General features: G+C 67.1%; 33 protein-coding genes. 24 read left to right on the forward strand and 9 right to left on the reverse strand.

What is annotated here, in order from left to right:
* Nucleotides 1-36: 36 nt before the first annotated feature.
* Nucleotides 37-417: a hypothetical protein gene (locus LXT13_RS06705; RefSeq protein ID WP_233371008.1), complete on the forward strand. Its 381-nt coding sequence runs from the start codon at nt 37-39 to the stop codon at nt 415-417.
* 18 nt (nt 418-435) lie between these two features.
* Here LXT13_RS06705 and LXT13_RS06710 read toward each other — a convergent pair whose 3' ends face one another.
* The 9 genes from LXT13_RS06710 to LXT13_RS06750 all read right to left on the reverse strand — a co-directional run bounded on the left by LXT13_RS06710 (nt 436) and on the right by LXT13_RS06750 (nt 6,152).
* On the reverse strand, nt 436-1,056 hold the full coding sequence (locus LXT13_RS06710; protein WP_233371010.1) for a DNA-binding transcriptional response regulator: 621 nt from the start codon (nt 1,054-1,056) through the stop codon (nt 436-438).
* Between the two features lie 104 nt (nt 1,057-1,160).
* Entirely contained in the window at nt 1,161-1,523 is a 363-nt protein-coding gene (locus LXT13_RS06715; protein ID WP_233371011.1) for a DUF6916 family protein, read from the reverse strand.
* Complete coding sequence (locus LXT13_RS06720; protein ID WP_233371013.1) at nt 1,520-2,017, reverse strand: GNAT family N-acetyltransferase; 498 nt, start codon at nt 2,015-2,017, stop codon at nt 1,520-1,522. The genes LXT13_RS06715 and LXT13_RS06720 overlap by 4 nt, the downstream gene beginning before the upstream one ends.
* A 17-nt stretch (nt 2,018-2,034) precedes the next feature.
* Nucleotides 2,035-2,550 (reverse strand): phage tail protein, encoded by a 516-nt coding sequence (locus tag LXT13_RS06725; protein WP_233371015.1) that lies wholly within the window; start codon nt 2,548-2,550, stop codon nt 2,035-2,037.
* A 10-nt stretch (nt 2,551-2,560) separates the two neighbouring features.
* The gene (locus LXT13_RS06730; RefSeq protein WP_233371017.1) at nt 2,561-3,079 is read right to left on the reverse strand and encodes a phage tail protein; all 519 of its coding nucleotides are present in this window, start codon (nt 3,077-3,079) and stop codon (nt 2,561-2,563) included.
* 15 nt (nt 3,080-3,094) lie between these two features.
* On the reverse strand, nt 3,095-3,604 hold the full coding sequence (locus tag LXT13_RS06735; RefSeq protein WP_233371019.1) for a phage tail protein: 510 nt from the start codon (nt 3,602-3,604) through the stop codon (nt 3,095-3,097).
* Nucleotides 3,605-3,613: 9 nt separating this feature from the next.
* Complete coding sequence (locus LXT13_RS06740; RefSeq protein WP_233371021.1) at nt 3,614-3,907, reverse strand: DUF6916 family protein; 294 nt, start codon at nt 3,905-3,907, stop codon at nt 3,614-3,616.
* Nucleotides 3,900-4,556, reverse strand: a complete 657-nt coding sequence (locus LXT13_RS06745; RefSeq protein ID WP_233371217.1) for a PEP-CTERM sorting domain-containing protein — start codon at nt 4,554-4,556, stop codon at nt 3,900-3,902. Before LXT13_RS06745 ends, LXT13_RS06740 begins: the two co-directional genes overlap by 8 nt.
* Nucleotides 4,557-4,718: 162 nt before the next feature.
* Nucleotides 4,719-6,152, reverse strand: a complete 1,434-nt coding sequence (locus tag LXT13_RS06750) for an aminotransferase-like domain-containing protein (protein ID WP_233371022.1) — start codon at nt 6,150-6,152, stop codon at nt 4,719-4,721.
* A 123-nt stretch (nt 6,153-6,275) separates the two neighbouring features.
* Here LXT13_RS06750 and LXT13_RS06755 point away from each other — a divergent pair, with 123 nt between their 5' ends.
* From LXT13_RS06755 to hemE, 23 genes are all read left to right on the forward strand, one after another.
* Nucleotides 6,276-6,566 carry a DUF2917 domain-containing protein gene (locus LXT13_RS06755; RefSeq protein WP_233371024.1) on the forward strand — a complete coding sequence of 97 codons (291 nt, stop codon included), beginning with the start codon at nt 6,276-6,278 and terminating at the stop codon, nt 6,564-6,566.
* Nucleotides 6,563-7,258 carry an aspartate/glutamate racemase family protein gene (locus LXT13_RS06760; RefSeq protein WP_233371026.1) on the forward strand — a complete coding sequence of 232 codons (696 nt, stop codon included), beginning with the start codon at nt 6,563-6,565 and terminating at the stop codon, nt 7,256-7,258. The genes LXT13_RS06755 and LXT13_RS06760 overlap by 4 nt, the downstream gene beginning before the upstream one ends.
* Before the next feature lie 25 nt (nt 7,259-7,283).
* Nucleotides 7,284-8,492: an aminotransferase-like domain-containing protein gene (locus LXT13_RS06765; protein WP_233371027.1), complete on the forward strand. Its 1,209-nt coding sequence runs from the start codon at nt 7,284-7,286 to the stop codon at nt 8,490-8,492.
* Between the two features lie 141 nt (nt 8,493-8,633).
* Nucleotides 8,634-9,866 (forward strand): ABC transporter substrate-binding protein, encoded by a 1,233-nt coding sequence (locus tag LXT13_RS06770; RefSeq protein ID WP_233371029.1) that lies wholly within the window; start codon nt 8,634-8,636, stop codon nt 9,864-9,866.
* 18 nt (nt 9,867-9,884) lie between these two features.
* Entirely contained in the window at nt 9,885-10,760 is an 876-nt protein-coding gene (locus LXT13_RS06775; RefSeq protein WP_233371031.1) for a branched-chain amino acid ABC transporter permease, read from the forward strand.
* Nucleotides 10,761-10,774: 14 nt separating this feature from the next.
* A complete protein-coding gene (locus LXT13_RS06780; protein WP_233371033.1) occupies nt 10,775-12,688 on the forward strand; it encodes a branched-chain amino acid ABC transporter ATP-binding protein/permease in 1,914 nt (637 codons plus the stop codon).
* Nucleotides 12,689-12,698: 10 nt separating this feature from the next.
* Complete coding sequence (locus LXT13_RS06785) at nt 12,699-13,421, forward strand: ABC transporter ATP-binding protein (RefSeq protein ID WP_233371035.1); 723 nt, start codon at nt 12,699-12,701, stop codon at nt 13,419-13,421.
* Nucleotides 13,422-13,423: 2 nt separating this feature from the next.
* The gene (locus LXT13_RS06790; protein ID WP_233371037.1) at nt 13,424-13,873 is read left to right on the forward strand and encodes a GNAT family N-acetyltransferase; all 450 of its coding nucleotides are present in this window, start codon (nt 13,424-13,426) and stop codon (nt 13,871-13,873) included.
* The gene (locus tag LXT13_RS06795) at nt 13,866-14,708 is read left to right on the forward strand and encodes a PhzF family phenazine biosynthesis protein (RefSeq protein ID WP_233371039.1); all 843 of its coding nucleotides are present in this window, start codon (nt 13,866-13,868) and stop codon (nt 14,706-14,708) included. Before LXT13_RS06790 ends, LXT13_RS06795 begins: the two co-directional genes overlap by 8 nt.
* Entirely contained in the window at nt 14,705-15,409 is a 705-nt protein-coding gene (locus tag LXT13_RS06800) for an alanyl-tRNA editing protein (protein WP_233371040.1), read from the forward strand. Before LXT13_RS06795 ends, LXT13_RS06800 begins: the two co-directional genes overlap by 4 nt.
* 26 nt (nt 15,410-15,435) lie before the next feature.
* Nucleotides 15,436-15,951, forward strand: coding sequence for a GNAT family N-acetyltransferase (locus tag LXT13_RS06805; protein ID WP_233371042.1), 516 nt, complete (start codon nt 15,436-15,438; stop codon nt 15,949-15,951).
* A gap of 17 nt (nt 15,952-15,968) precedes the next feature.
* A complete protein-coding gene (locus tag LXT13_RS06810) occupies nt 15,969-16,859 on the forward strand; it encodes an SMP-30/gluconolactonase/LRE family protein (protein WP_233371044.1) in 891 nt (296 codons plus the stop codon).
* Between the two features lie 147 nt (nt 16,860-17,006).
* A complete protein-coding gene (locus LXT13_RS06815) occupies nt 17,007-17,498 on the forward strand; it encodes an ATP synthase subunit I (RefSeq protein ID WP_233371046.1) in 492 nt (163 codons plus the stop codon).
* A gap of 22 nt (nt 17,499-17,520) precedes the next feature.
* Nucleotides 17,521-18,375: a F0F1 ATP synthase subunit A gene (gene atpB / locus LXT13_RS06820; RefSeq protein WP_233371048.1), complete on the forward strand. Its 855-nt coding sequence runs from the start codon at nt 17,521-17,523 to the stop codon at nt 18,373-18,375.
* A 68-nt stretch (nt 18,376-18,443) separates the two neighbouring features.
* The gene (gene atpE, locus LXT13_RS06825; protein WP_419964652.1) at nt 18,444-18,710 is read left to right on the forward strand and encodes a F0F1 ATP synthase subunit C; all 267 of its coding nucleotides are present in this window, start codon (nt 18,444-18,446) and stop codon (nt 18,708-18,710) included.
* 71 nt (nt 18,711-18,781) lie between these two features.
* Nucleotides 18,782-19,252, forward strand: a complete 471-nt coding sequence (locus tag LXT13_RS06830) for a F0F1 ATP synthase subunit B (protein WP_233371049.1) — start codon at nt 18,782-18,784, stop codon at nt 19,250-19,252.
* Complete coding sequence (locus LXT13_RS06835) at nt 19,253-19,786, forward strand: F0F1 ATP synthase subunit delta (protein WP_233371050.1); 534 nt, start codon at nt 19,253-19,255, stop codon at nt 19,784-19,786.
* Between the two features lie 85 nt (nt 19,787-19,871).
* Nucleotides 19,872-21,425: a F0F1 ATP synthase subunit alpha gene (atpA, locus tag LXT13_RS06840; protein WP_233371052.1), complete on the forward strand. Its 1,554-nt coding sequence runs from the start codon at nt 19,872-19,874 to the stop codon at nt 21,423-21,425.
* Between the two features lie 60 nt (nt 21,426-21,485).
* Nucleotides 21,486-22,370, forward strand: a complete 885-nt coding sequence (atpG, locus tag LXT13_RS06845) for a F0F1 ATP synthase subunit gamma (protein ID WP_233371054.1) — start codon at nt 21,486-21,488, stop codon at nt 22,368-22,370.
* 43 nt (nt 22,371-22,413) lie between these two features.
* On the forward strand, nt 22,414-23,838 hold the full coding sequence (gene atpD, locus LXT13_RS06850; protein WP_233371056.1) for a F0F1 ATP synthase subunit beta: 1,425 nt from the start codon (nt 22,414-22,416) through the stop codon (nt 23,836-23,838).
* A gap of 134 nt (nt 23,839-23,972) precedes the next feature.
* Nucleotides 23,973-24,386, forward strand: coding sequence for a F0F1 ATP synthase subunit epsilon (locus tag LXT13_RS06855; protein WP_233371058.1), 414 nt, complete (start codon nt 23,973-23,975; stop codon nt 24,384-24,386).
* An 80-nt stretch (nt 24,387-24,466) separates the two neighbouring features.
* A complete protein-coding gene (locus tag LXT13_RS06860) occupies nt 24,467-25,309 on the forward strand; it encodes a D-hexose-6-phosphate mutarotase (protein ID WP_233371059.1) in 843 nt (280 codons plus the stop codon).
* Nucleotides 25,310-25,347: 38 nt separating this feature from the next.
* Nucleotides 25,348-26,427, forward strand: coding sequence for a uroporphyrinogen decarboxylase (hemE, locus tag LXT13_RS06865; RefSeq protein ID WP_233371061.1), 1,080 nt, complete (start codon nt 25,348-25,350; stop codon nt 26,425-26,427).
* The last annotated feature ends 291 nt before the right edge of the window (nt 26,428-26,718 follow it).

Here is a 26,718-nt window from a genome sequence, read left to right on the forward strand (position 1 = left end):
AGCCGCGGTTTCCTGCCTATTCCCTGGAGTCTTGAAGTGAACGCTTTGCAGCAGGAATGGCTGGCACTGCAGAGTCAGCATGAGCGGTACGAAGCGCTGGCGCTCGCCGTGAAGCTGGTGGCTTTTGCGGCCACGGTACTGGTTTCGGACAACACGCTGGCCCTCGCGCTGCTGGTGCTGCTGTGGCTGCAGGAGGCCGTGCTCAAGACTTTCCAGGGCCGGCTGGGCGATCGGCTGCTGCGGGTCGAGGCCGCGTTGAAGGCCGGCACGGAATTGCCAGCGATGCAACTGCACAGCGATTGGCTGGCCATCCGCCCTCAGGGTGTCGGCCTCGCGACGCAATACTTGAAGAGCGCGCTGCGTCCGACCGTTGCGCTGCCGTACCCACTGCTGATGCTGTTGATCGTGCTGGCCTGACGGCCTGGCAGCCGGCGTTCACGCCGGTTGCAGCTTCTCCAGCGGCACGAAGCTGTTCTGGCCCTTGAGCTGCACGACGGTTTCGCCGGATCTGTGAACGACGTACTGCGCCACATGTACGGCGCCGTTGAAGTGCACCTTGTCGCCCGGCTTGATGAGCGGCAGCGGGGGCATGACGGGCAGCTGCGCGCGCGGTGTTGGCCGTGCGCTGCGCACCACATCGCGTACCTGGCTGTGCAGGCCAGGCGCGCTCCTCGCCAGTGCGTCCAGTGAGCGGCTCACTTCCGCCTTGAGCTGCTCGGCTGTGAAGGGTTTCTTCAGCAGGAAATGCGCGCCGTGGGCTTCGGCCTCAAGTTGGCGCTCGGGCGTCACGTCGAAGCTCAGCAGTGACAGCTGCAGCGCCGGCTGCACCTCGCGCAGCCGCTGGAACAGTTGCAGCCCCGTCAGCGGGGCCTTGGCGAACCAGTCGGTGATGAGGAACTGGGGCTTGAAGACCAAGCCTTGCGCCAGCGCGGTGTCACTGTCGGCGCAGCACAGGATTCTGTCTGCCGCGAAGCCGTGGCCCTGCAGCAGTTGGCGTGCAAAGGCCTGGACACCGGCCAGAGGATCTACAACAAGGAATTTCAACGGGTCGCGCATGTCACATCGGGGGCCGCAGCCGGTTGCGGTGCCTGAGGCGACTTATTTTGCGGGCAGCTTGTGCGGGTTCCGTCGAAAAGCAGCGGGGCGCCGGGAATTTTTTGTCAGCACTGATAGCGGCAGAAGTCCGCCCGGAGTCCGCTCGATGTGCGAGCCAGGTAGAGCAGTACGGGTTCTCCCGTGTCTCCTGTTAGCGTGTGCAGGCCGTCGCGAATGTCGTCCGGCAGCAGGCCCTCGAAGCCGAGGCTGAACTGCTCGCCCGGCTGGTTTCCATGCTGCGTGTCCACTGATTTCAGCGTAACCATATGGCCTTCCACCGCAAACGCTTGGCCCAGGTGAGCCTGCCAACTGGCCTGCCCGGACAGGCCTCCCAGGCTGGGGCGCGTGGCCGCCAGTGCAGTGGACGCACCGGCGGCGGCAGCCAGCACGCTCGCGCTGCTTTTCAGGAAATTGCGTTTGTTCATCATGGCAGGCACTCCTCGGGCTGCGGGGCTGGGGCCGGCCGGAGCATGGGCTGGTACAGGCCCTGTGGCTCGCCCTCGGGAAGAAAGCCGAGCCGCTCGTAGAGCCGCCGGGCGGGGTTGTGGATCTCGACCTGGATGCCCAGGTGACGGCCCGACGGAGCCGCCTCGTCCATCAGCGCGCGCAGGCAGCGTGTTCCGAGACCCTGGCCGCGCCAGTCGGGCAGCAACGTGATGTCCAGCACGTGCAGGCGGTCGGGCCGGGCGTCGACCCACAGCCGCCCGGCCACCGCGTCGTCTACGAGGATGAGTTGGCAGAGGGCGTGCGGGAAATGCCTCCGGTAGTGCTGTTGCTGGGCCTGATGCTGCTGGGTGACGAAGGCCTCGCACTGCGCGCGTGGCCAGCCTGTCAGTGCCAGTTCGTCGGTGCGAGTGCTGGCGTAGATGGCCAGTTGCCAGGGGTCGTCGCCGGGCGTCGCGGTGCGCAGTCGGTAGTCCATGGCGCCTCGCCCCGCGTTCAGCCGCGGGGCGGGAAGACGCCCTGCATCGCGATGCAGAAACTCAGCGCCTGGAAGGGCTGCCGGTTCTCATGCGCCTGACTGCTGCCGACCGCGCCGATGGCGGAAGCATCCATCGGCGCTGCCGCTCCAGGAAGGTGGTACAGATTGCCGCTACTGCCGGGCGCCATCAGCATGCCCGTCGGGGTGGTTGCCGAGGGTGTGATGCCGGCCATCAGCGCGTGGCTGTGGCTGGGCATCTCCTGCGGCAGCAGCGTTACGGAGGGCGCGCCTGCCGTCTCGCCGAGCACCCGGTCGCTGAGGCCCGGACCCTGGCCCTGGCCCATCGCGAAGCTGCCGTCCAGGTTGGGAAGCGCGAAGTTGGACATGCCATTTCCGCCGTAAGTGGTGCCGAGCAGCGAAAAGAGAGCCGTGTTCTGGCTGATGGGCAGCAACTGGCCATCGCAACGCGCCCAGCCCTTGGGTGCGAAGTTGTAGGGCATGACGCGGATTTCGGCGACGAAGGGGTTGGACATGCCACGCTCCTCAAGTGGGTGACGGGTAGATGCCGTACAGCGAGATGATGTAGTTGACGGTCAGCGTCGGCGCCATGTTTTCGTGGGGCTGCTGACCACCCCAGACGCTGGTAATGGCGCCGCTGGCCATCGGCGTCGTGGCCGGACCGGGGCCGTAAGTGGCTCCCGTTGTGGTCGCCAGCAAGTTGCCACCGGGCGCCCCTAGGTTGGCTGCCGCCGTGCTGGCGATTGCGGGATGGCTGTGCGCGGGCGTCTGGCCGGACTGCAGAGTCACGCTCTCGGTGCCGCCAATCTGGCCGATGGTTCGCGGTGACAGTCCGGGCCCCTGGCCTTGGTGAACCGGCACGCGGCCGCGCAGGTCTGGCAGCGCGAACGTGTTCTGGCCGTCACCGCCATAAGTGGTGCCGATCAGGTTGTACAGCGTCTCGTTTTCGGCAATCGCCACCAGCTGTCCCTGGCATAGCGCCCAGCGGTCGGGCGCAAAGTTGCCGGCGAAGAGGCGGATCTCGCCTAGGTAGGGGTTCGACATGTCGATCTCCTCGGGTCAGTCGCGGCTGGGGAACATGCCGACCAGTGCGATGGCCCAGCTGAGCACCTGAAAGGGCTGCATGTTGGGATGCGGTTGGCCGCCCACGTTGGGGGCGATGGTGCCCGGGTCCATCACGGTGGCGCTACCGGCCGTCGCATAGCGGTCGACACCGCCGCGCCCTTTGGTGGCGGGTACGGCGTTGCCCGGGGCGTTGGCGTTGGCCAGTTCGCTGGTAGCGACCAGCGTGTGCGTATGGGGGGGGATCTGGCTGGTGCTCAGCGTGACGGCTTCCTGCCCGCTCGACAAGCCGAGCGGCAGGTCCGTACTGGAGTGAAGGGGCGCGCGGCCGCGCAGGTCGGGCAGCTTGAAATTGGTCACGCCGTTGCCGCCGTAGGTGGTGCCCAGAAGCGAGAAGAGGGCCTGGTTCTGCTGTATTGGCAGGATCTGGCCATTGCAAAGCGCCCAGCCCTTGGGTGCGTAGTTGAAGCTCATCAACCGAAGCTCGCCGAGGAATTGATCGGACATGAAGGTCTCCTAGCCGAACACGGCTTCGTATTGCACGCCCGTCGCGGTCCGCGCGATGGGCACGAGGAAGATGTCCATGCTGCCCATCTGCGCGTGCTCCAGCCGATAGATGCGCTGTGGCAACGCGGGCTCGGGCGCTTCGAACATGAGGCTGAAAGGGGCGCGTCCTTCGGGAGGCGCCCATTGGCCCGGCTTGGCTTCGATGAGTCGGGCGGTCAGGCGGCCAGCTTCGCCGAGTTGCAGCGTGAACACGCTGCCAACGAGGGGCTCGAACTGTGCCAGCGTGATCGTGCCGTCAGGCACGTCGGCGCGCCGCGCCAGCGCCAAGAGCTGCCACCAGGAACAACGCGAGCGAGGCGGGTTCCGGCACCCTGTTGCCCGGGTCTGTGGGGCCTGGCCCGTTGCCGTTGTCCTGGGTGATCAGCGTGATTAGGAAGTCGGCGTGATCCTCGCTGCTGCCGATGTTGATACCCCGGTCCCTGAAGAGAATGTCGTCGAGGTAGAGGCTGACGGTGTCGGCGTCGATGAGATTGACGAGGCTGGCCGCCGAGACGGAGGGGGCCAGGCCGCTGACGCCGCTGTCGGCGAAGCCGTCGAAGGTGGTGACGCTGAGGCCGACAATGGTCTTTCCGGCAATGCTGAGCCCGTCAAACTCGTAGCGTGCGTGGTCAAAGGGCAAGCCCAGGTAGCCGGTGATGCTGCCTGCAAGGGTGACGTCTCCCGCAAAGGCGCGTACGCGGATGGTCTCGCCAACGAAGGTGACCTCCTCGCCGGCCAGCATCCAGGTGCTTACTGCCCCACCGTCGCCGGTGTGGATGCCCGTGGCCAAATTGGCCGCGCTGACCAACTGGGACACGTTGATCGGCGTCGAGTCGCCCACGACGCCGAGTGGAGCAATCAGCTTGACGGTGATGTCGCTCTGGAAGCCGGCGAGCGCCGGTGGGGCGCACATCGCGATCACCGAGCCAATGAGGGCGCCGAGCAGTCGGCGGGCGGAAGATGAATCGGGTCTCATGGCGCCTCCCTAGATATGGGCTGGCCCGGAGTTGACTCGCCTTGGAGGCCCTTCGCCAGTGGCCTTCCCCGCGATTGAGGGGGCTGAGATGCGCAGAAATTAGGGAGTCGCCGAGTGCCCCGAGATGTCGTCCGCGCACGCGCGCAAAAGACGCCAAAAGGCCGGGTCTTGCGACGTGGCCATGTTGATGCGCATCAGTGATCCGGGGCATCGCGTGGCGCTGAACAGCGCGCCGGGAGCCGTCAGCCAGCCGGCGTCCAGCAGCGGCTGGGCGAGGCGTTCGGTGTCGACGCCGGCGTCCAGCCAGCCGAACAGCCCGTCGGGCGGCGCTGCCCACCGGAAGCCCTGCCTGGCCGCGAGCGTGGCCACACGCTGGCGTGCCTGCGCCAGGCGCTCCCGCAAGCGCTGGGCATGTCGGCGCAAACGCCCCTGTTCCAGGCACAGCGCCACGGCGCGCTCCATCACCGGCGAGCTGGTCAGCCCGTCCAGCAGCTTGGCGTCGGTCAGCGCACCCAGCCGCTCGGGTGCTGCAGCCAGGTAGCCCACGCGCCAGGCCGGCGTCAGCACCTTGGAGAAGCCGCTGACGTAGACGACGCGGCGCAGCCCGTCCAGCGCGGCCAGCCGGGGCACGTGCTCGGCGGCGAGGAAGCCGTAGCTGTCGTCCTCGACGATGGAGAAGTCGTGCTCGTCGGCCAGGCGAAGCAGCTTGTGGGCGGTGGCCAGGTCCAGGCTGTGACCCGTGGGGTTGTGCAGCACCGGCACGGTCAGGTACAGGCGCGGTGCGTGCTCGGCGGCCAGCGTGGCCAGCACGCCCAGGTCCGGGCCGTGCACGCCGCGTGGCACCGGCAGCAGCCGGATGCCGGCCTGCGTCAGCCGCGCAAAGATGATGGCCCAGCCGGGGTCGTCGACGAGCACGGCGTCGCCCGGCTGCAGTTGGGTGCGAATCAGCAGGTCCAGCGCGTGCGTGGCGCCATTCGTCGTCAAGATTTGCGCCGGGCTCGCGTGGATGCCCAGGTCGGCCAGCCGCTGCGACAGCGCCGCGCGCAGCCGTTCGTCGCCGCTGGGGTCGCCGTAGCTGACCTGCAGCGACTGCGAGTCGGCCTGGTTGAGCCGGCGCAGCGCGGACTGCAGCAGCACCGGGTCCAGCCACTCGGCGGGCAGCGTGCCGAGGCCCGGCGAGCGGCCTGCGTCGGCTTCGAACATGCCGCGGATGAGGGCCGTCGCGTCGACCGGCGCTTGGCGTGTGGTGGCGAGCGGCTTGGGGCTGCGCGAGGCGGCAGGCCGCGTCTCGCGCACGAAGAAGCCGCGCTGGCGGCGCGCCTCCAGCAGGCCGGCAGCCTGCAGCTGGTCGTAGGCGGCAACGACGGTGTGCGGGCTCACGCCATGCTGGCGCGCGCAGTCGCGCACCGAGGGCAGCCGGGCGCCGGGCAGCAGCAGCCGCTCGCGGATGCGCTGGGCGAACCGCTCGGCCAGTTGGCCCGCTAGGGGCTCGCTGGCGCCGCGTTGCAGCGGCGGGTGTGTACCGGTGGGCATGGCAGTACAGATTCGGCGTGTGATGCAGTGGACTGTACTGTTGGTGTATCGGTGCGTGTTCCTAGACTGAGCGCACGCCGGGGGTATCCGCCGGCGCATTGAATCTGCATGGAGGCGCTCGCGATGGACGAACGATTCACGACCCGGCTGGGTCCCGGCCAGGCGCTCACGCTGGCCGCCGGCCGCACGCCGCGGCGCCTTGTCGTGACCTGCGGCCGGCTGTGGCTTACGGTTGGCGGCAGCGCGGACGACCACTGGCTGCTGGCCGGCGATGGGTTGACGCTGGAGGCCGGCCAGCCGGCCGTCGTCGAGGGCTGGCCCGAGGCTGCGTTCCACCTATTGCATCCGGTGGCGCAGCGCCGCGCCCCCGGGCTGCGGACCGGCATGGGCCTGCCGCTGGGGCAGGGCGCATGAAGACGCTCGGCATTCTTGGCGGCATGGGCTGGGAGTCGACCCAGCACCTCTATACCCTCATAAACCGCGGCGTGGCGGCGCGGCTGGGCGGCCTGCACAGCGCCGAGCTGCTGTTGCACAGCGTGGACTTCGCCGCCATCGAGGCGCTGCAGAAGGCGGGCGACTGGGCCGGCGCCGCGGCCTGCCTGGGCGAGGCCGGTGCCCGGCTGCGCGTTGCGGGTGCCGAGGCGCTCGTCATCGCGTCGAACACGATGCACCTCGTCGCCAATGACGTGGAGCGCGCCGCGGGCCTGCCCGTGCTGCATATCGTCGACGCGACCGCCGAGGCGCTGCGGGCGGCCGGCGTGCGGCGCGCCGGCCTGCTGGGCACGCGCTTCACGATGGAGCACGGCTTCTACCGCGAGCGGATGTGGGAGCGCTTCGGCATCGAGCTGGTCGTGCCCGACGAGGCGGGGCGCGCCGAGCTGCACCGTGTCATCTTTGACGAGTTGTGCCGTGGCCGCTTCGTGCCCGACTCGCGCGAATGGATGCGCGCCGAGGTGGCCGCGCTGGCCGACCGCGGCGCGCAGGCCGCCATCCTCGGCTGCACCGAGCTTGGCCTGCTGCTGCCGGCGGGTTCACCGGCCGCGCTGCCGCTCTTCGACTCCACCGAGCTGCAGGCCCGCGCTGCCGTCGAGTGGATGCTAGGCTGACCGTTTCCTCCTCGCCGAGATGCCCATGACCACGCTCTGGACCCAAGCCCGCCGTGCCGCGCGGATGAACCCGTCCATCATTCGCGAAATCCTCAAGGTCACCGAGAAGCCAGGCATCCTGTCCATGGCCGGTGGCCTGCCGAGCGCGGATACGTTCCCGGTCGACGCGCTCAAGGCCGCCTGCGACCGCGTGCTGACCGCGTCGCCGCGCGAGGCGCTGCAGTACGCGCCGAGCGAAGGCTACGGCCCGCTACGCGAATGGGTGGCGGCCCGCGTGGCGGCGTTGGGCGTGCGGGCGCATCCGGAGCAGGTGCTCATCACCAGCGGCTCGCAGCAGGGCCTGGACCTGGTCGGCAAGGTGCTGTGCGACGCCGGCGCGCCGGTGGCCGTCGAGACGCCTACCTACCTCGGTGCGCTGCAGGCCTTCGCGCCGTGCGAGCCCCTTTTCACGAGCCTGGTCAGTGACCATGAAGGCCCGCGTCCCGAAGCCATCGCCGCGCTGCCGCATGACGCGCCTGGCACCCGCTTCAGCTACCTGCTGCCCAACTATCAGAACCCCACCGGCCGGGTCATGAGCGCGCAGCGCCGCGAGGACGTCGTGGCCGCGTCGCAGCGCGCCCGGGTGCCCATCGTCGAGGACAACCCCTATGGCGACCTCTGGTTCGACGAGCCGCCACCGCCCGCGCTGGCTAGCCTGTGGCCGGAGGGCACGCTCTACCTGGGTTCGTTCTCCAAGGTGCTGACGCCGGGGTTCCGCCTGGGCTATCTGATTGCGCCGAAGGAACTCTTCCCCAAGTTGCTGCAGGCCAAGCAGGCGGCGGACCTGCACACGCCGGGCTTCAACCAGCGCGTCGTGCACGAGGTCGTTCAGGACGGGTTCCTGGACGGGCACATTCCCGCCATCCGTGCCCGCTACAAGGCCAACCGCGATGCGATGGCCGAGGCGCTGCGCAAGCACCTGCCGCCCGGCTGCGACTGGCTGTCGCCGCAGGGCGGCATGTTCTTCTGGCTTCGGCTGCCCGAAGGGCTGGATGCGATGGCGCTGCTGCCGCAGGCGGTGGAAGCCGGCATCGCCTTTGTACCGGGCGCCGCCTTCTATGCACACCAGCCGGACGCCCGCACGCTGCGGCTGTCCTTCGTCACGCTCACGCCGCCGCTGATCCGCGAAGGCGTCGAGAAGCTCGGCCGGCTGCTGCACGCTGCGCTGGCCATCGCGGCGGAAGCGACGCCGTAGCGCCGAAGCCTGACGCCATCCTGAAGCGCGGACCCAGGCCGGTTTCCGGGTTTCCATATCCCCAAGTCGCTGCCGCTCTGGCATCGTATGCAGCCAGCCCCTGGCACGGCCGCCGGGGTGGATGCATAACGGAGACAGGCAATGACCAAGCACATCTGGACGGCCGTGGCCCTCGCGGCCATGGCATGGAGCGCGCAAGCCGCGGAGCCGATCAAGATCGGCGTGTCGGGGCCCTTCACCGGGGGCTCCTCGTCCATGGGCGTCAGCATGCGCGACGGCGTGCGGCTGGCGGCCGAGGAGATCAACAAGGCCGGCGGCGTGCTGGGCCGCCAGCTGCTGCTGGTGGAGCGCGACGACGAAGCCAAGAACGAGCGGGGCGTGCAGATCGCCCAGGAGCTCATCAACAAGGAAAAGGTCGTCGCCACCGTCGGCTACATCAACACCGGCGTGGCGCTGGCGTCGCAACGTTTCTACCAGGACGCCAAGATCCCGGTCATGAATAACGTGGCCACGGGTTCGGCCATCACGCTGCAGTTCAAGAGTGCGCCGGAGAACTACATCTTCCGCAATTCGGCGCACGACAGCATCCAGGCGCCGATGATCGTGGAGGAGGCCATCACCAAGCGGGGCTTCAAGAAGGTCGCCATCCTGGCCGACAGCACGAACTACGGCCAGTTGGGCCGCGCCGACCTGGAGGCCGCGCTGAAGCTCAAGGGCATCACGCCGGTCGCCATCGAGAAGTTCAACATCAAGGACGTCGACATGACGGCCCAGCTGCTCAAGGCGAAGGAAGCCGGCGCCGAGGCCGTGCTGACCTACGGCATCGGCCCTGAGCTCGCGCAGATCGCCAACGGCATGACCAAGCTGGGCTGGAAGGTGCCGATGATCGGCTCGTGGACGCTGTCCATGGCCAACTACATCGACAACGCCGGCCCGGGCGGCGAGGGCGCGCGCATGCCGCAGACCTTCATCCAGGAGCCCACGACGCCCAAGCGCCAGAGCTTCATCATCAACTACCTGCGCACCTTCAACCCGAAGAACTCGCGCATCGACTCGCCGGTGTCTGCCGCGCAGGGCTATGACTCGGTCTACCTGCTGGCCGCCGCCATCAAGCAGGCCGGAGGCACCGAAGGCCCCAAGATCAAGGCCGCGCTGGAGGACCTGAAGACGCCGGTAGAAGGGGTGGTCACGACTTACAACAAGCCCTTCTCCAAGGCCGACCACGAGGCCATCACGGCCAACATCCCGGTCATGGGCGAGGTCAAGGGCCAGCGCGTCGTCTACGCCTATCCCGAGGACTTCAAGAAAGCCTCCGAGGTGCGCGTCAAGGACGTGAACGCCAAGGGCGCCATCGAGCAGAAGAAACGGCAATAACGGCCGCCTGGAGGTCGCATGCAGATCCTGACCCAGCTTGTGTTCAGCGGCATCGCGCTGGGCATGATCTACGCCGTCATCGCCTTCGGCTACCAGCTCACCTTCGCCACCAGCGACACACTGAACTTCGGTCAGGGCGAGTCGCTGATGCTGGGTGCGCTGGTGGGCCTCAGCCTCGTCGGCTGGGGCGTGAACTACTGGCTGATGATCCCGCTGGTGTGCCTGTTCGGCGCTTTCCAGGGTGCGGTCGTCGAGCGCATCGGCGTGCGGCCCGCCATCAAGATGAAGAGCGAGTTCGGCTGGATCATGTCCACCATCGCGTTGGGCATCATCTTCAAGAACGTGGCCGAGAACGTGTGGGGCCGCGACGACCTGAAGTTCCCGTCGCCGCTGCCCGAGGCGCCGATGGAGTTCCTCGGCGCCAACGTGTTGCCGATGGAGCTGCTGGTCATCTTCGGCGCGGTCGGCATGATGCTGGCGGTCGAGGTGTTCAACCGCAAGAGCATCTACGGCAAGGCTGTCGTCGCGACGTTCAACGACCGTGACGCGGCCAAGCTGATGGGCATCAACACGGGCCTGGTCATTACGTTCAGCTACGCGCTGTCGTCGCTGACGGCGTCGTTCGCCGGCGTGCTGATCGCGCCGCTGACGCTGACCGGCGCCACGATGGGCGCGGTGCTGGGCCTCAAGGCGTTCGCGGTGGCCATCATCGGTGGGCTCACCAGCGGTATGGGCATCATCGTCGGCGGCATCATCCTCGGCGTGGCCGAGACGACGACGGGGTTCTATATCTCCACCGGATACAAGGATGTGCCTGGCCTCGTGTTGCTGCTGATCGTTCTGGCCGTGAAGCCGGCCGGCCTGTTTGGCAAGACGGCCATCAAGAAGGTCTGAGGGAAGGCCCACACGTGAACCTCAAGAAAGCAGCCCTCGGCGCGCTCGCCATCGCAGCCGTCGCCGGCTTCCCCCTTGCCTCGGGCAATCCGTACTACATCCACCTGGTCGAGACGATCATGATCTACGCGATCGTGCTGTTCGGCCTGGACATCGTGGTGGGCTACACCGGCCAGGTGTCGCTAGGCCACGCGGGCCTGTTCGGCATCGGCGCGTACACGGCCGGCGTGCTGATCCTCAAGATCGACGCGCCGGTCTACTTGACTCTGCCTGCCGCCATCGCGGTGACGGCGGTGTTCGGCGCCATGCTGGCGCTGCCGGCGTTGCGCGTGACCGGCCCCTACCTCGCGATGGTGACGCTGGCCTTCGGCACCATCATCCAGATCCTCATCAACGAGATGACCTTCCTGACCGAAGGCCCGATGGGCATCACGCTGACCAAGCCCGAGCTGTTCGGCCATCAGCTCGACGAGACCGAGTACTACTGGCTCGTCATGGTCTGCCTCATTGCGTCGCTCGCTTTCGTGCACCGGCTGCTGCACAGTCAGCTGGGCCGAGCGTTCGAGGCGCTGCGTGGCAGCCCCGTCGCGTCCGACTGCATGGGCGTCTCGGTCTACCGCTACAAGGTCTACGCCTTCGTCATCTCGGCCGCGCTGGCGGGCCTGGCCGGCTCGCTCTACGCCTACTCCGAGCAGTACATCAGCCCCAACACCTACAACTTCGAGCTGACGGTGATGTTCCTGCTGGCCATCATCATGGGCGGCCGCAAGACGCGCACCGGCGCGCTGCTCGGCGCAGCCATCATCGTCATGCTGCCCAAGTTGCTGGACGACCTGGAGGTCTTCCGCGTCGGCGCCATCGTGCTGGCCTTCATCGTCGCCGTGTCGGTCGCCGTCGCAATGAAGCGAGGCAAGATGAACGGCCAGGTCGCAGCCATCCCCGTCATCGGCACGCTGGCGCTGGCGGGCGTGTCGTTCAAGCTAGAGACGATGACCGACTGGCGGCTGTCCATCTTCGGCCTCATCACGCTGTTCGTCGTCTACTACCTGCAGGACGGCATCGTCGGTTTTGTGCGCCAGGCGCTCAACCTCAAGGTGCGCACCGAGCGCGACACGACCGGTGCCGCCGCGGCCGCCTTGACCCGTGCCAATTCGCAGGGCGAGCAGGAGCTGCTGAAGGCCAGCGGCGTGCTGATGCAGTTCGGCGGCCTGAAGGCGCTGAACAACGTCGACCTTGTCGTGCAGCGCGGCAGCATCCATGGCCTCATCGGTCCGAATGGTTCCGGCAAGAGCACGATGATGAATGTGCTGACGGGCATCTATCAGCCGACCGCTGGCTCGGTGGTGTTCGCGGGCCGCGCGGTGAACGGCCGGACCTCGTCGGACATCGCGCTGTCGGGCATCGCCCGCACCTTCCAGAACGTGCAATTGTTCGGCGAGATGACCGCGCTGCAGAACGTGCTGGTGGGCCTGCATCACAGCTTCAAGAGCAATCTGCTCGACGTGGCGCTGCACTTGCCGCGCTACAAGCGCGAGGACCGCGAACAGCGCGCCCGCGCGCACGCGTTGCTGGACTTTGTCGGCCTCGGCGATCTGGCCGGCGAGGAGGCCCGCAACCTGCCGTACGGCAAGCAGCGCCTGCTGGAGATCGCCCGCGCGCTTGCGTTGGACCCCCAGTTGCTGCTGCTCGACGAGCCCGCCGCCGGGCTCACCGCGCCGGACATCAAGGAGCTGCTGGAGATCATCCGCAAGATCCGCGATGCCGGCGTCACCGTCATCCTCATCGAGCACCACATGGATGTCGTCATGACGCTGTGCGATCGCGTCTCGGTGCTGGACTTTGGCCAGAAGATCGCCGAGGGTCTGCCGGCCGAGGTGCGGGCCGACGAGAAGGTCATCGAGGCCTACCTGGGCGGCCAGGCGAGCTGAGGACAGGAAGATGCTCACCATCAACAACCTCAGCGCCGGCTACGGCAAGGTCCAGGTCCTGCACGGCATCTCGCTGGAGGTGCCCAAGGGGCAGGTCGTGACGCTCATCGGCTCCAACGGAGCCGGCAAGACGACGACGATGCGCGCCGTGAGCGGCATGATCAAGCCTACCGGCGGGGAGATCAAGCTCAACGACCGCCGCATCGACGGCCTGGAGAGTTATCACATCGCCCGCCGCGGCCTGGCCCACTCTCCCGAAGGCCGGCGCGTGTTCGCGACGATGACGGTGACCGACAACCTGCGGCTGGGTGCGTTCCCACGCTACACCGGTGAGCGGCCCAAGGGCGACATCGCGGGTGACCTGGAGCGCGCGTTGGAACTCTTCCCGCGCCTGAAGGAGCGGCGGCTGCAGCTGGCTGGCACGCTGTCCGGCGGCGAGCAGCAGATGCTTGCGATGGCCCGCGCCGTCATGCTGAATCCCGAGGTCGTGCTGCTGGACGAGCCGTCCATGGGTCTGGCGCCCATCCTCGTCGAGGAGGTGTTCCGCATCATCGAGAGCCTGAAGGCGCGGGGCGTGACGATGCTGCTCGTCGAGCAGTTCGCCGCCGCCGCGCTGAAGGTGGCCGACTACGGCTATGTGCTGGAGAACGGCCGCATCGCCGTCCATGGACCGGCCGAGAGGCTGCGCAGCGACCCCGCCGTGCAGGCCGCCTACCTTGGCGGTGGCCACTGAACGTGCACAGGCCGGGCTATCGCCTCAGCTTCGACGACATCGACGTCGCCGCGGCTCATGCATTCCTGAGCACCGCGTACTGGTGCGAGGGCATCCCGCGGGCGACGCTGCAGCGCGCCATCGAGCACTCGCTGTGCATAGCGCTGCATGCCGACACGCAAGGTCAGGTGGGCTTCGCCCGCGTGGTGACCGACCGGGCGACCTTCGCGTATCTCTGTGATGTCTACGTGCTGCAAGACCACAGAGGACAGGGCATGGCGGATTGGATGCTTCAATCGCTGTTCGCCCATCCGGACCTGCACGGCCTGCGCCGCTTCATGCTGTTCACGCGAGACGCACACCGCCTCTACGCCCGCCACGGCTTCCAGCCGCTGGCGACGCCGGACCGCGGCATGGAGATCGTGCGGCCCGGGATCTATCGCCAGTCCGCCATATCTCCTCCCGATGCCTGAACTCCGCCGCTTCGTCCAGGTCGACGTCTTCACTGCCACGCCGCTAAAGGGCAACCCCCTCGCTGTCGTGATCGACGCGGCCGGCCTGTCCGAGGCCGACATGGCCGACTTCGCCCGCTGGACCCATCTCAGCGAAACCACCTTCCTGCTGCCGCCCACCGACCCGGCGGCCGACTACCGCGTGCGCATCTTCACGCCCGGCGGCGAGCTGCCGTTCGCGGGCCATCCGACGCTGGGCAGTGCGCATGCCTTCCTGGCCAGCGGTGGAGATGCGAAAAAGCCCGGCGAGGTCATGCAGCAATGCGCCATCGGCTTGGTGCGTGTGAAGCGCGATGGCGCCCGCCTGGCGTTCGCCGCGCCACCGCTGCTGCGCAGCGGCCCGATCGATGATCCGGCGCTGCTCGCGCAGGCGGCCGCGTCGCTGCGCGTGGCGCCGGATGCGGTGCTGGACCTGGTCTGGGTCGACAACGGTCCGGGCTGGCTGGCGGTGCGCCTGGCCGATGCCGCCAGCGTGCTGGCGCTGAAGCCTGACTTTGCGGCGATGGGCAGTTTGAAGGTGGGCGTTGTCGGTGCGTATCCGGCGGGCAGCGAATGTCAGTTCGAGGTGCGTGCCTTCGTGCCGGGCATTGGCGTGCCCGAGGACCCGGTCACGGGCAGCCTCAACGCGGGCCTCGCGCTGTGGCTGCAGGGCGCCGGCCTGGCGGGGGATCGCTACGTGGCGGCGCAAGGCGCGGCACTGGGTCGCGCGGGCCGGGTGCATGTCGCGCGCGACGCCGAGGGCACGTGGATTGGCGGCGACGTGACGCCGTTGATTCACGGCCAAGTGAGGCTGTGATGACGCAAGAGCTGTTCCGCGAAGACGCCATGCTGCTGCACTGCGATGCGACCGTGACCGGCGTGGGCGAGGGCGGCGTGCTGCTCGACCGCACCGTGTGCTATCCGCTCGGCGGCGGGCAGGCGGGCGATACCGGCTGGCTCATCGCCGGCGAGCAGCGATGGCGCGTGACCGACACGCGCAAGAGCAAGGAGCAGCCCGGCGCCATCGTGCACCTGATCGACGGCGATCCGCCGGCTTTGGGCGCAGCGGTGCGCGTCGAGGTCGATGCTGCGCGCCGCGAGGCACACCGTCGCTTCCACACGGCCACGCACCTGCTGTGCGCGCTGCTGCCGTATCCGGTCGACGGCTGCTCCATCACAGAAACCTATGCACGGCTGGACTTCCACACCGACGAACCGTTCGACAAGGACGCCATTCAGGCCGGGCTGGACCGTCTCGTGGCCGAGGCACATCCGGTTCGCCATCGCTGGATCACCGAAGCCGAACTCGATGCCAACCCCGGCCTCGTCCGCTCGATGAGCGTGCAGCCGCCGAGGGGCCTCGGGCGCGTGCGGGTGCTGGAGATCGACGGCGTGGACCTTCAGCCCTGCGGCGGTACGCATGTGTCGAACACGGCGCAGATCGGCGCGGTGGTGGTGACGAGGATCGAGAAGAAGGCGGCGAAGACGCGGCGTGTGGTCCTGGGATTCGCCGGCTGACCACCGCTCGCTAAACTTCGCTGCCTATGTCCGGCCCCGACATCCAGCTGATCACGCCCGAGTCCGCAGAGGACTGGCGGGAAACCCGGCTCATCCTGCGCGAGTACGCGGCCAGCCTGAATGTCGACCTCTGTTTCCAGGGCTTCGAGCAGGAGCTCGCTGAGCTGCCCGGGCCCTATTGCGCGCCGGGCGGGCTGCTGCTCATTGCGACTGTCGATGGCGCCGTGGCCGGCAGTGGTGCCTTTCGGCCGCTGCCCGAGTCGGACTACGCCAACGCCTGCGAAATGAAGCGCCTGTTCGTCCGCCCGGCATTCCGCCGCTTCGGGCTGGGGCGCATGCTGGCGCAGGCGCTGATGGACCGCGCCACCGAGGCCGGCTACTCCTGCATGCTGCTCGACACGCTCGACGACATGGAAGCGGCACGGGGCCTGTACGAGAGCCTGGGCTTCGTCGACGTGCCGCCGTACTACTACAACCCCATCCCGGGCGCGCATTACCTCAAGGCCGAGCTGGGAGCGTTCGCGCAGAGTTACTTCGGATAACCGCCTAGAGTCCTGGGATGGCCTCCCACGATATCCAAGCCCTCGGGGCTTACCGTTGCCTGCTCGGCGAATCGCCGCTGTGGCATCCCACCGAACAAGCGCTCTACGCGGTCGACATTCCCGGCCGGCAGGTGCTGCGCTGGCGCAGCGACGCCGACCTGCCCGACGTGTGGCCGCAGGACGCCGAGCCTGGCTGCATCGCGGCGCGCGCGAGCGGCGGCCTGCTGGTTGCGCGGCGTGATGGCCTGTGGGCGCTCGACACGACGACTGGGGCCCAGTCGCGACTGGCGCCGCCGCCTTACGACGCCACCCGGCTGCGCTTCAATGACGGCAAGGTCGACCCCGCTGGCCGGCTGTGGATCGGCAGCATCTCCGACGCCCGCGAGCCCGAGGCGGCGCTGTACCGTTTCGACGATGCGGCGTTCGCCGCGCAAGTCCAGGGCCTGACGACATCCAACGGCCTGGCCTGGAGCCCGGATGGGCGCCGCGTGCACTGGTCCGACACCAAGGCGCATCGCATCTACGTGGCGGATTTCGACATGGCCACTGGCGCGTTGTCGGCGCCTCGCACCTTCGCCGAGTTCGCCAGCAGGACACCCGGCGAGCCCTACGGTGGCCGGCCCGACGGCGCAGCCATGGACGTGGAAGGCCACTACTGGGCGGCGATGTTCGAGGGTGGTGCGGTCGTGCGCATCGCGCCGAGCGGCGAGGTCGTGCAGCGCATCGAGTTGCCGGTCTCCTGTCCGACGATGCCCACGTTCGGCGGCCCGGACTTGCGCACGCTCTTAGTCACGACGGCCCGAGACAAGCGGCCCGCCGACGAACTCGCACGCGAGCCGCTGGCCGGCGCCGTGCTGCAGCTGCGTGTTGACGTTCCGGGCTTGCCTGCCACGCTGACACGCAGCTGAATGTCGCTGCGTAGGACGTGCAGATTTACCGCCGTGTAACTCGTCACCTATAATGAGGGGCTTTGTGGATGGCGCAACTGCGTCATCCAGGTGCACGGCCTCTCGGCAGTTCGGAGAGGCCGGGTCGCCCATCCAGGATCTGGCGCCATGACCGACAACGGCCCCCGCAAGCCCTGGCCCCCCGCTGCTTCAGCAGCCGGCGGCTGGGACGACGACAACGAGGAGCCGCCCGTCAAGGCCCTGAGCCCGGAAGAGGCGGCCGCACTCAAGTCCACGTTGCCGATGCTGTCGCCCTGGCGTGTGCTGGGGATGCAGCTGGTGGCAGGTCTGCTGTGCGCGGTCGTGATTCGGCTGTGGACGGCATCCGGCGTGGCCACGGTCTCGGCGCTGTATGGCGTCGCGGCGGTGGTCGTGCCCAACCTGTTGCTGGTTCGGGGCATGACGAAGCGTGTGGGTTCGGCTGCGGGCGCCGCGGTCGGATTCATGACCTGGGAATTTTTGAAGATTGGTGCATCGATCGCGATGCTGGTGCTGGCGCCAAAGGTGGTGCCAGGCTTGAGCTGGCCGGCCCTGCTGGTCACCCTCGCGGTCTGCATCAAGGTGAACTGGCTCGCGCTCGCGTGGCGCGGCCGCAGATAGGACTGACGAGGCAGATCGAAACATGGCAGCAGAAGGCCACGAAACCGCAGCCCCGACGGCGGGTGAATACATCATTCACCACCTGCAGCATCTGCAGAACGGCACGCAGAACGGCATCGCCGACTTCTCGGTCGTCAACATGGACTCGTTGTTCTTCAGCATCCTGCTCGGGGTGTTGGGGTGCTTCTTCCTCTGGCGTGCGGCCAAGTCCGCCACGTCGGGCGTCCCAGGCCGTTTTCAAGCTGCCGTCGAAATCCTTGTCGAAGTCGTCGCCGACCAGGCCAAGGGCATCGTCCACAACGCCAACAGCCGCAAGCTCGTCGCTCCGCTGGCGCTGACCGTCTTCGTCTGGATCTTCCTGATGAACGCGATGGACTTGTTGCCGGTCGACCTGCTGCCCTGGATCTGGCAGCAGATCACCGGCGACCATCACGCCAAGCTGCGCGTCGTGCCGACCGCCGACCTGTCCATGACGATGGGCCTGTCCGTCGGCGTGCTGATCACGTGCCTCATCTACAACGTGAAGATGAAGGGGGCCGGCGGCTGGGCCCACGAGCTGGTGGCCGCGCCTTTCGGCGACAAGGTCTGGCTCTACCCGGTCAACTTCGCGATGCAGCTCATCGAGTTCGTCGCCAAGACCGTCTCGCACGGCATGCGGCTGTTCGGCAACATGTATGCCGGCGAGCTGATCTTCATGCTGATCGCCCTGATGGGCGGTGCCTGGAGCCTGTCGGCGACCGGCATCGGCCTGGCGATCGGCCACATCATCGCGGGTTCGGTGTGGGCCATCTTCCACATCCTGATCATCACGTTGCAGGCCTTCGTCTTCATGATGCTGACGCTGGTCTACATCGGTCAGGCCCACGACGCGCACTGATAGCGGCGCAACAACCTCAGCAGTTCCTTTTCAACCCTCTCCCTCTCTAAATCCCTTAAGGAGTCATCGTGGAAGTCATTAGCTTTGTTGCTCTCGCCGCTGGTCTGATCATTGGTCTGGGCGCCTTCGGTGCCTGTATCGGCATCGGCATCATGGGCAGCAAGTACCTTGAGTCCGCCGCTCGTCAGCCCGAGCTGATGAACGAACTGCAAACCAAGATGTTCCTGCTGGCGGGCCTGATCGACGCGGCCTTCATCATCGGCACCGGTATCGCCCTGTGGTTCGCCACGGCCAACCCCTTCCTGGGCCAACTGGCCGCTGTTGCCGGCAAGTAATTCGACGCTGCCGCCCCGCCCTCGGACTCCTGGGGGCGGCATCCGCACTCGAAACTTTGTGAGGCACCACCGTGTTTATTAACGCGTCGCTCATCGTTCAGATGATCGTGTTCCTGATCCTGGTCGGGTTCACGATGAAGTATGTGTGGCCGCCGATCATCAAGGCGCTCGACGAGCGTGCCGCGAAGATCGCTGCTGGCCTGTCCGCCGCCGACAAGGCCAAGGCCGAGCTGGCTGGCGCCGAGGCCCAGATCGCCAAGGAACTCGCCGCCACCAAGGCCGAGTCCGGCAAGCTGATCTCCGACGCTGAAAAGCGTGCTGCAGCCATCGTCGACGAGGCCAAGAAGCGCGCCGAAGACGAAGGCGCCAAGATCCTCGCCGCCGCCAAGGCCGATGCCGAGCAGCAAGTGGGCCGCGCCCGCGAAGCGCTGCGCGAGCAGGTCGCCGCGCTGGCCGTCAAGGGTGCCGAGCAGATCCTGCAGAAGGAAGTCAACGCCGGTGTTCACGCCGACCTGCTGGCTCGCCTGAAGACGGAGCTGTAAATGGCCGAGATCGCCACCATCGCCCGCCCCTACGCGGAAGCCCTGTTCCAGGTCGCCAAGTCGCAGGACCTGGTGGCTTGGGGCCAGCAGCTCGACGCGCTGGCCCAGGTGGCGCAGGACGCCGATCTGCGCCAGTTCGCCGATCACCCCAAGGCACAGCCCGAGCAGGTCGTCGCGGTCATGACCGCGGCAGCCAAGCAGACGTTGGCCCCTGGCGTGCTGAACTTCCTGCGCACCGTCGTCGATAACGGTCGCCTGGCCGCGCTGCCCGAGATCGTGGCCCAGTACCACGTGCTGGCCAACGCCGCCTCCGGCGTGTCCGACGCGCAGATCTACAGCGCCTTCGAGATCAGCGACGCGCAGCTCGCCGACCTCAAGGCCACGCTGGAGAAGCGCTTCGGCCGCAAGCTCGAAGCCCATGTGCAGCTGGAGCCCAGCCTGATCGGCGGCGTTCGCGTCGTCGTCGGCGACGAGGTGCTGGACACCTCCGTCAAGGCCCGCCTCGAGCGCATGAAGGTCGCACTGACTGCCTGATCACCCGCAAGACATTCCATCGATTCACCCCGCGTCTGACCCCGCCCTTGATCCGGCGACGGAACGGCCACCTGGGAGACCAAGCATGCAACTGAATCCCGCTGAAATTTCCGAACTGATCAAGAGCCGCATCGAGGGTCTTGGTGGCAGCACGGACATCCGCAACCAGGGCACCGTCGTGTCCGTTTCCGACGGCATCGTCCGCGTCCACGGCCTGTCGGACGTGATGCAGGGCGAAATGCTCGAGTTCCCGCCTGCAGCCGACGGCACGCAGACGTTCGGTCTGGCCCTGAACCTCGAGCGCGACTCCGTCGGCGCCGTGATTCTGGGTGCCTACGAGCACGTCTCGGAAGGCGACACCGTCAAGTGCACGGGCCGCATCCTGGAAGTGCCCGTCGGCCCCGAGCTGATCGGCCGCGTCGTCAACGCGCTGGGCCAGCCTATCGACGGCAAGGGTCCGATCAACGCCAAGATGACCGACGTCATCGAGAAGGTCGCCCCGGGCGTGATCGCGCGCAAGAGCGTGGACCAGCCCGTGCAGACCGGCCTGAAGTCCATCGACTCCATGGTGCCCGTCGGCCGCGGCCAGCGCGAGCTGATCATTGGTGACCGTCAGACCGGCAAGACCGCCGTGGCCATCGACGCGATCATCAACCAGAAGGGTCAGAACATGACCTGCGTGTACGTCGCCATCGGCCAGAAGGCGTCGTCCATCAAGAACGTCGTGCGCTCGCTGGAGCAAGCCGGCGCGATGGAGTACACCATCGTCGTCGCGGCTTCCGCTTCGGAATCCGCGGCCATGCAGTACGTGTCGGCCTACTCCGGCTGCACGATGGGCGAATACTTCCGCGATCGCGGCCAGGACGCGCTGATCGTCTATGACGACCTGTCCAAGCAGGCCGTGGCCTACCGCCAGGTCTCGCTGTTGCTGCGCCGCCCGCCGGGCCGTGAAGCCTTCCCCGGCGACGTGTTCTATCTCCACAGCCGCCTGCTGGAGCGTGCCGCCCGCGTGAACGCCGACTACGTTGAAGCCTTCACGAAGGGTGAGGTCAAGGGCAAGACCGGTTCGCTGACGGCCCTGCCGATCATCGAAACGCAGGCCGGCGACGTGTCCGCCTTCGTGCCGACCAACGTGATCTCGATCACCGACGGCCAGATCTTCCTGGAAACCAACCTGTTCAACGCCGGTATCCGCCCCGCCATCAACGCCGGTATCTCGGTGTCGCGCGTCGGTGGTGCTGCACAGACCAAGCTGATCAAGTCGCTGTCCGGCGGTATCCGTACCGACCTGGCCCAGTACCGCGAGCTGGCCGCGTTCGCGCAGTTCGCGTCCGACCTGGACGAAGCCACCCGCAAGCAGCTGGACCGCGGTGCCCGCGTGACTGAACTGCTGAAGCAGGCCCAGTACTCGCCGCTGTCCATCTCGCTGATGGCCGCGTCGCTGTACGCCGCCAACAAGGGCTTCATGGACAGCATCGAAGTGAAGAAGGTCCTGGCCTTCGAACACGGTCTGCACCAGTACCTCAAGACCAGCCACGCCGCGCTTCTCGCCAAGCTCGAGAACGACAAGGCGATGGACAAGGACGCCGAGGCCGAGTTGAACGCCGCGATCACTTCCTTCAAGAAGTCCTTCGCCTAAAGCCACGGAATCGCGGGGCCGAGCCTCACCGCCAAGCCCCGCACTGAACTAGGAGTTCGAATGGCTTCAAGCAAAGAAATCCGCGGCAAGATCAAGTCGGTCGAGAACACCAAGAAGATCACCAAGGCGATGGAGATGGTCGCCGCATCCAAGATGCGCAAGGCGCAGGAACGGATGCGCTCGGCCCGCCCGTACGCCGAGAAGATCGGCAACATCGCCGCCGCCCTGGCGCATGCCAACCCCGAGTACCGCCATCCCTTCCTCGTGAAGAACGAGAAGGCGGCCGGTGCCGGCATGGTCGTCGTCACGACGGACAAGGGCCTGTGCGGTGGTCTCAACACCAACCTGCTGCGCGCTGCGACCAACAAGCTCAAGGAGCTTGAGTCTGCCGGCCAGAAGACCGACGTCGTCGCCATCGGCGGCAAGGGCTTCGGCTTCATGAACCGCATCGGCGCCAAGGTCGTGGCCCACGCCACGCAGCTCGGCGACCAGCCGCACATCGAGACGCTGATCGGCCCCGTCAAGGTGTTGCTCGACGCCTACGCCGAGGGCAAGCTCTCAGCCGTCTACCTCTGCTACACGAAGTTCATCAACACGATGAAGCAGGAAGTGGTCGTGCAGCAGCTGCTGCCGCTGAAGGCCAGCGACATGGCGACCGCCAGCTCGGACGCAAAGCCGGCACACTCGTGGGACTACATCTACGAGCCCGATGCCGCCACCGTCATCGACGAACTGCTCGTGCGCTACACCGAGGCCCTGGTCTTCCAGGCGGTTGCCGAGAACATGGCCAGCGAGCAGTCCGCCCGCATGGTGGCCATGAAGGCAGCGACCGACAACGCCGGCACGCTGATCGGGGAGCTGAAGCTGGTCTACAACAAGACCCGTCAGGCCGCGATCACGAAGGAACTCTCCGAGATCGTCAGCGGCGCAGCCGCTGTGGGTTGATCGAGTTCGGCACGCACAAGATTTGAATTGAAGGAACTACCAAATGGCTAACACCCAAGAGAACGGTAAGAGTCTGGGCAAGATCGTTCAGTGCATCGGCGCCGTCGTTGACGTGGAATTCCCGCGCGACCGCATGCCCAAGGTGTACGACGCGCTGAAGATGGAAGGCTCGGCCCTGACGCTGGAAGTCCAGCAGCAGCTGGGCGACGGCGTGGTCCGCACCATTGCGCTGGGCTCCTCCGACGGCCTGCGCCGCGGCACCCAGGTCTACAACACCGGCGACACCATCAAGGTGCCGGTCGGCAAGGCGACCCTCGGCCGCATCATGGACGTGCTGGGCAACCCCATCGACGAGCGTGGCCCTGTCTCTTCCGAGCTGACCGCCTCCATCCACCGCACGGCCCCGGCCTACGACGAGCTGAGCCCGTCGCAGGACCTGCTGGAAACCGGCATCAAGGTGATCGACCTGATCTGCCCGTTCGCCAAGGGCGGCAAGGTGGGCCTGTTCGGTGGCGCCGGCGTCGGCAAGACCGTGAACATGATGGAGCTCATCAACAACATCGCCAAGGCGCACAGCGGTCTGTCCGTGTTCGCCGGCGTGGGTGAGCGCACCCGTGAGGGCAACGACTTCTATCACGAGATGTCGGACTCCGGCGTCGTTGTGCAGGAGAAGCTCGAAGACTCCAAGGTCGCCATGGTCTACGGCCAGATGAACGAGCCCCCGGGCAACCGTCTGCGCGTGGCCCTGACCGGCCTGACCATCGCCGAGTCGTTCCGCGACGAAGGCCGTGACGTGCTGTTCTTCGTGGACAACATCTACCGCTACACGCTGGCTGGCACGGAAGTGTCCGCGCTGCTGGGTCGCATGCCTTCCGCCGTGGGCTACCAGCCGACGCTGGCCGAGGAAATGGGTCGTCTGCAGGAACGCATCACGTCGACCAAGGTCGGCTCGATCACGTCCATCCAGGCCGTCTACGTGCCGGCGGACGACCTGACCGACCCGTCGCCTGCCACGACCTTCGCCCACTTGGACGCCACCGTCGTGCTGTCGCGTGACATCGCCGCGCTGGGTATCTACCCGGCCGTTGACCCGCTCGACTCCACCTCGCGCCAGATCGACCCGAACGTCGTCGGCGAAGAGCATTACTCGACGACCCGCTCGGTCCAGGCCGTGCTGCAGCGCTACAAGGAACTGCGCGACATCATCGCCATCCTGGGCATGGACGAACTGTCGCCGGAAGACAAGCTGGCCGTGGCTCGCGCCCGCAAGATCCAGCGCTTCCTGTCGCAGCCCTTCCACGTCGCCGAAGTGTTCACCGGCACGCCGGGCAAGTACGTGCCGCTGAAGGAAACCATCCGCGGCTTCAAGATGATCGTCAACGGCGAGTGCGACTCGCTGCCGGAGCAGGCCTTCTACATGGTTGGCACCATCGACGAGGCCTTCGAAAAGGCGAAGAAGATTCAGTAAAGCTTCGTAGACGGCGCGCTGGCGTTGTTGCCGTGCTCGGTGGGCGTGAATCCACCTCCGTGCGATGCCTGGCCAGCCCACCGTCTGCTCGTTTACTGAACCTTCTTCAACTGGTTAGCTAAGGAAGATTGAACATGGCAACCCTCCACGTCGACGTGGTCTCCGCCGAAGAGCAGATCTTCTCCGGCGAGGCCAAGTTCGTCGCCCTGCCGGGCGAAGGCGGTGAGCTCGGCATCCTGCCGAAGCACACGCCGCTGATCACGCGCATCAAGCCGGGTGCCGTGCGCATCGAGCGTGCCGATGGTGGCGAAGAGTTCGTCTTCGTCGCCGGCGGCATCCTCGAGGTGCAGCCCGACCGCGTGACCGTGCTGGCCGACACTGCCATCCGCGGCAAGGACCTCGACGAGGCCAAGGCGCTCGAGGCAAAGAAGCTCGCCGAAGAGTCTCTGCGCAACGCCAAGGACAAGATCGACCAGGCCGCCATCCAGAGCGAACTGGCCATTCAGGCCGCGCAGATCGCGGCGCTGCGCAAGTTCCTGAAGAAGTAAGTCGCCCCCGTCACCCGACGGTGCGACGATCACGGCAGGCCGCGCGCCTGCCGTTTTCGTTTCCAAGCCCGGTAGTTGCCATGACCCCGAACGACACCATCCGACTGACCGCGCCCGACGGCGCCACGGCCACCGTGGCATTGCATGGCGGCCATGTGCTGTCGTGGGTGCCGGCCCGCGGCGTCGAGCAGCTGTACCTGTCGCCGCGCAGCGAGTACGCGCCCGGCAAGGCCATCCGCGGCGGCGTACCGGTGTGCTTCCCGCAGTTCGCGGAGCGGGGTCCGCTGCCCAAGCATGGCTTCGCCCGCACGATGGCCTGGGAGCTGATGAGCCAGGAGCAGGGCAAGGACGACGCGCTGGCCGTGCTGCGCCTGCGCGACAGCGAAGCGACGCGGGCAATCTGGCCGCATGCCTTCGAGCTGGAGCTCAGCGTGCGCGTTAGCGGCCGCACGCTGGACATCGAGCTGGCCTGCGAAAACACCGGCCAGGAAGGCGATGCGCCGTTGCGGTTCACCACGGCGCTGCACACCTACCTACGCGTCGGCGACCTGGACGCCGTCAGCGTCGAGGGGCTGTCCGGCCTGCGCTACTTCGACAGCATCAAGCAGGCCGAGGCGCTGCAGCGCATGGACCTGCTGCTGACCGGCGAAAAGGGCGTGCTGGACCTGGACCGCATCTATTTCGACCTCAAGGAGCGCCCGCTGCTCGTGACCGAGGATCGCCGGCAGGTCGTCATCCAGCAGCAGGGCTTCGACGACGCCGTCGTGTGGAACCCCGGCCCCGAGCGCTGCGCGAAGCTGGCTGACATGCCGCCGGAGGGCTGGTCCGAGATGCTGTGCGTTGAGGCGGCCAACGTCGGTCGACCGGTCGAACTGGCACCGGGCGAGAGCTGGGTGGGACGCCAGAGCCTGTCCTTGCCTTGAATCAGAGGCTGCCGCCAGGCGCCGCTGATAATCCGCCGATGTTCGCCCCTCTGCAAAACGACAGCTTCCTGCGCGCCTGTCTGCGCCAGCCCACCGAGCACACGCCCATCTGGCTGATGCGCCAGGCCGGCCGCTACCTGCCGGAGTACCGCGCGACGCGCGACAAGGCTGGCAGCTTCATGGGCCTCGCGACGAACACGGACTACGCCACCGAAGTGACGCTGCAGCCGCTGGAGCGTTTCCCGCTCGACGCCGCCATCCTGTTCAGCGACATCCTGACAGTACCCGACGCGATGGGTCTGGGCCTGAGCTTCCAGCAAGGCGAGGGGCCGAAGTTCGCCAAGGTCGTGCGCGAAGAAGCGGCCGTGGCGGCCCTCGAAGTGCCCGACATGGACAAACTGCGCTACGTCTTCGACGCCGTCACGTCCATCCGCCGCGCACTGAATGGCCGCGTGCCACTGATCGGCTTCTCCGGCAGCCCGTGGACGCTGGCCTGCTACATGGTCGAGGGCGGCGGCTCCGACGACTACCGGCTCGTCAAGAGCCTCATGTACTCGCGCCCGGACCTGATGCACCGCATCCTGGACGTCAATGCGCGCGCCGTCGCGGCCTACCTGAACACGCAGATCGAAGCCGGCGCGCAGGCTGTCATGGTGTTCGATTCGTGGGGCGGCGTGCTGGCCGATGGCGCTTTCCAGCAGTTCAGCCTCGCCTATTCGCGGCAGGTGCTCGCCGCGGTGAAGACCGAGCACGAGGGCCAGCGCATCCCGCGCATCCTGTTCACGAAGGGCGGCGGCCTGTGGCTCGACGAGATCGCCGATGCCGGGGCCGACGTCGTTGGCCTGGACTGGACGGTGAACCTCGGCCAGGCGCGCGCGCGCGTGGGTGATCGCGTCGCGTTGCAGGGCAACCTGGACCCGAACGTGCTGTTCGCGCCGCCCGACGCCGTGCGCGCCCAGGCCCGTGCCGTGCTGGACAGTTTCGGTGCGCCGTTGGCGGGCAGCGGCCACGTCTTCAACCTCGGCCACGGCATCAGCCAGTTCACACCGCCCGAGCATGTCGCGGCGCTCGTGGATGAAGTCCACAGCCACTCGCGTCGGCTGCGCGGCCTGCCCTGAGGCCCTGCCAAATCTGCACCTTTCAGGCGACTTATCCCCAAAAAAAGGGATACGAGCAGCGCCGTTGAGGAATGGTGCAGCGCAAATTGGCGTTTTCCCGAGGCGCCGCTAAGTTGTTGATTTTGAAAGACGGCCCCAAAACGATGCAGCGCGCCAGTTCAGGGCGGCCCGCGCGGACCTTGAGCGCCCTGTGGGGCGTGGGGCCGATTTGCTCACAAAGTTATCCACAGATTTTGTGGGCAACCCGAGAAGCCTTGTCGATCATGCACTTGGGCGTGTTTCCTGAGCTGC

The sequence above is a fragment of the Pelomonas cellulosilytica genome, from assembly GCF_021353265.1.
In the GTDB taxonomy this organism is placed as follows: domain Bacteria; phylum Pseudomonadota; class Gammaproteobacteria; order Burkholderiales; family Burkholderiaceae_C; genus Pelomonas; species Pelomonas cellulosilytica.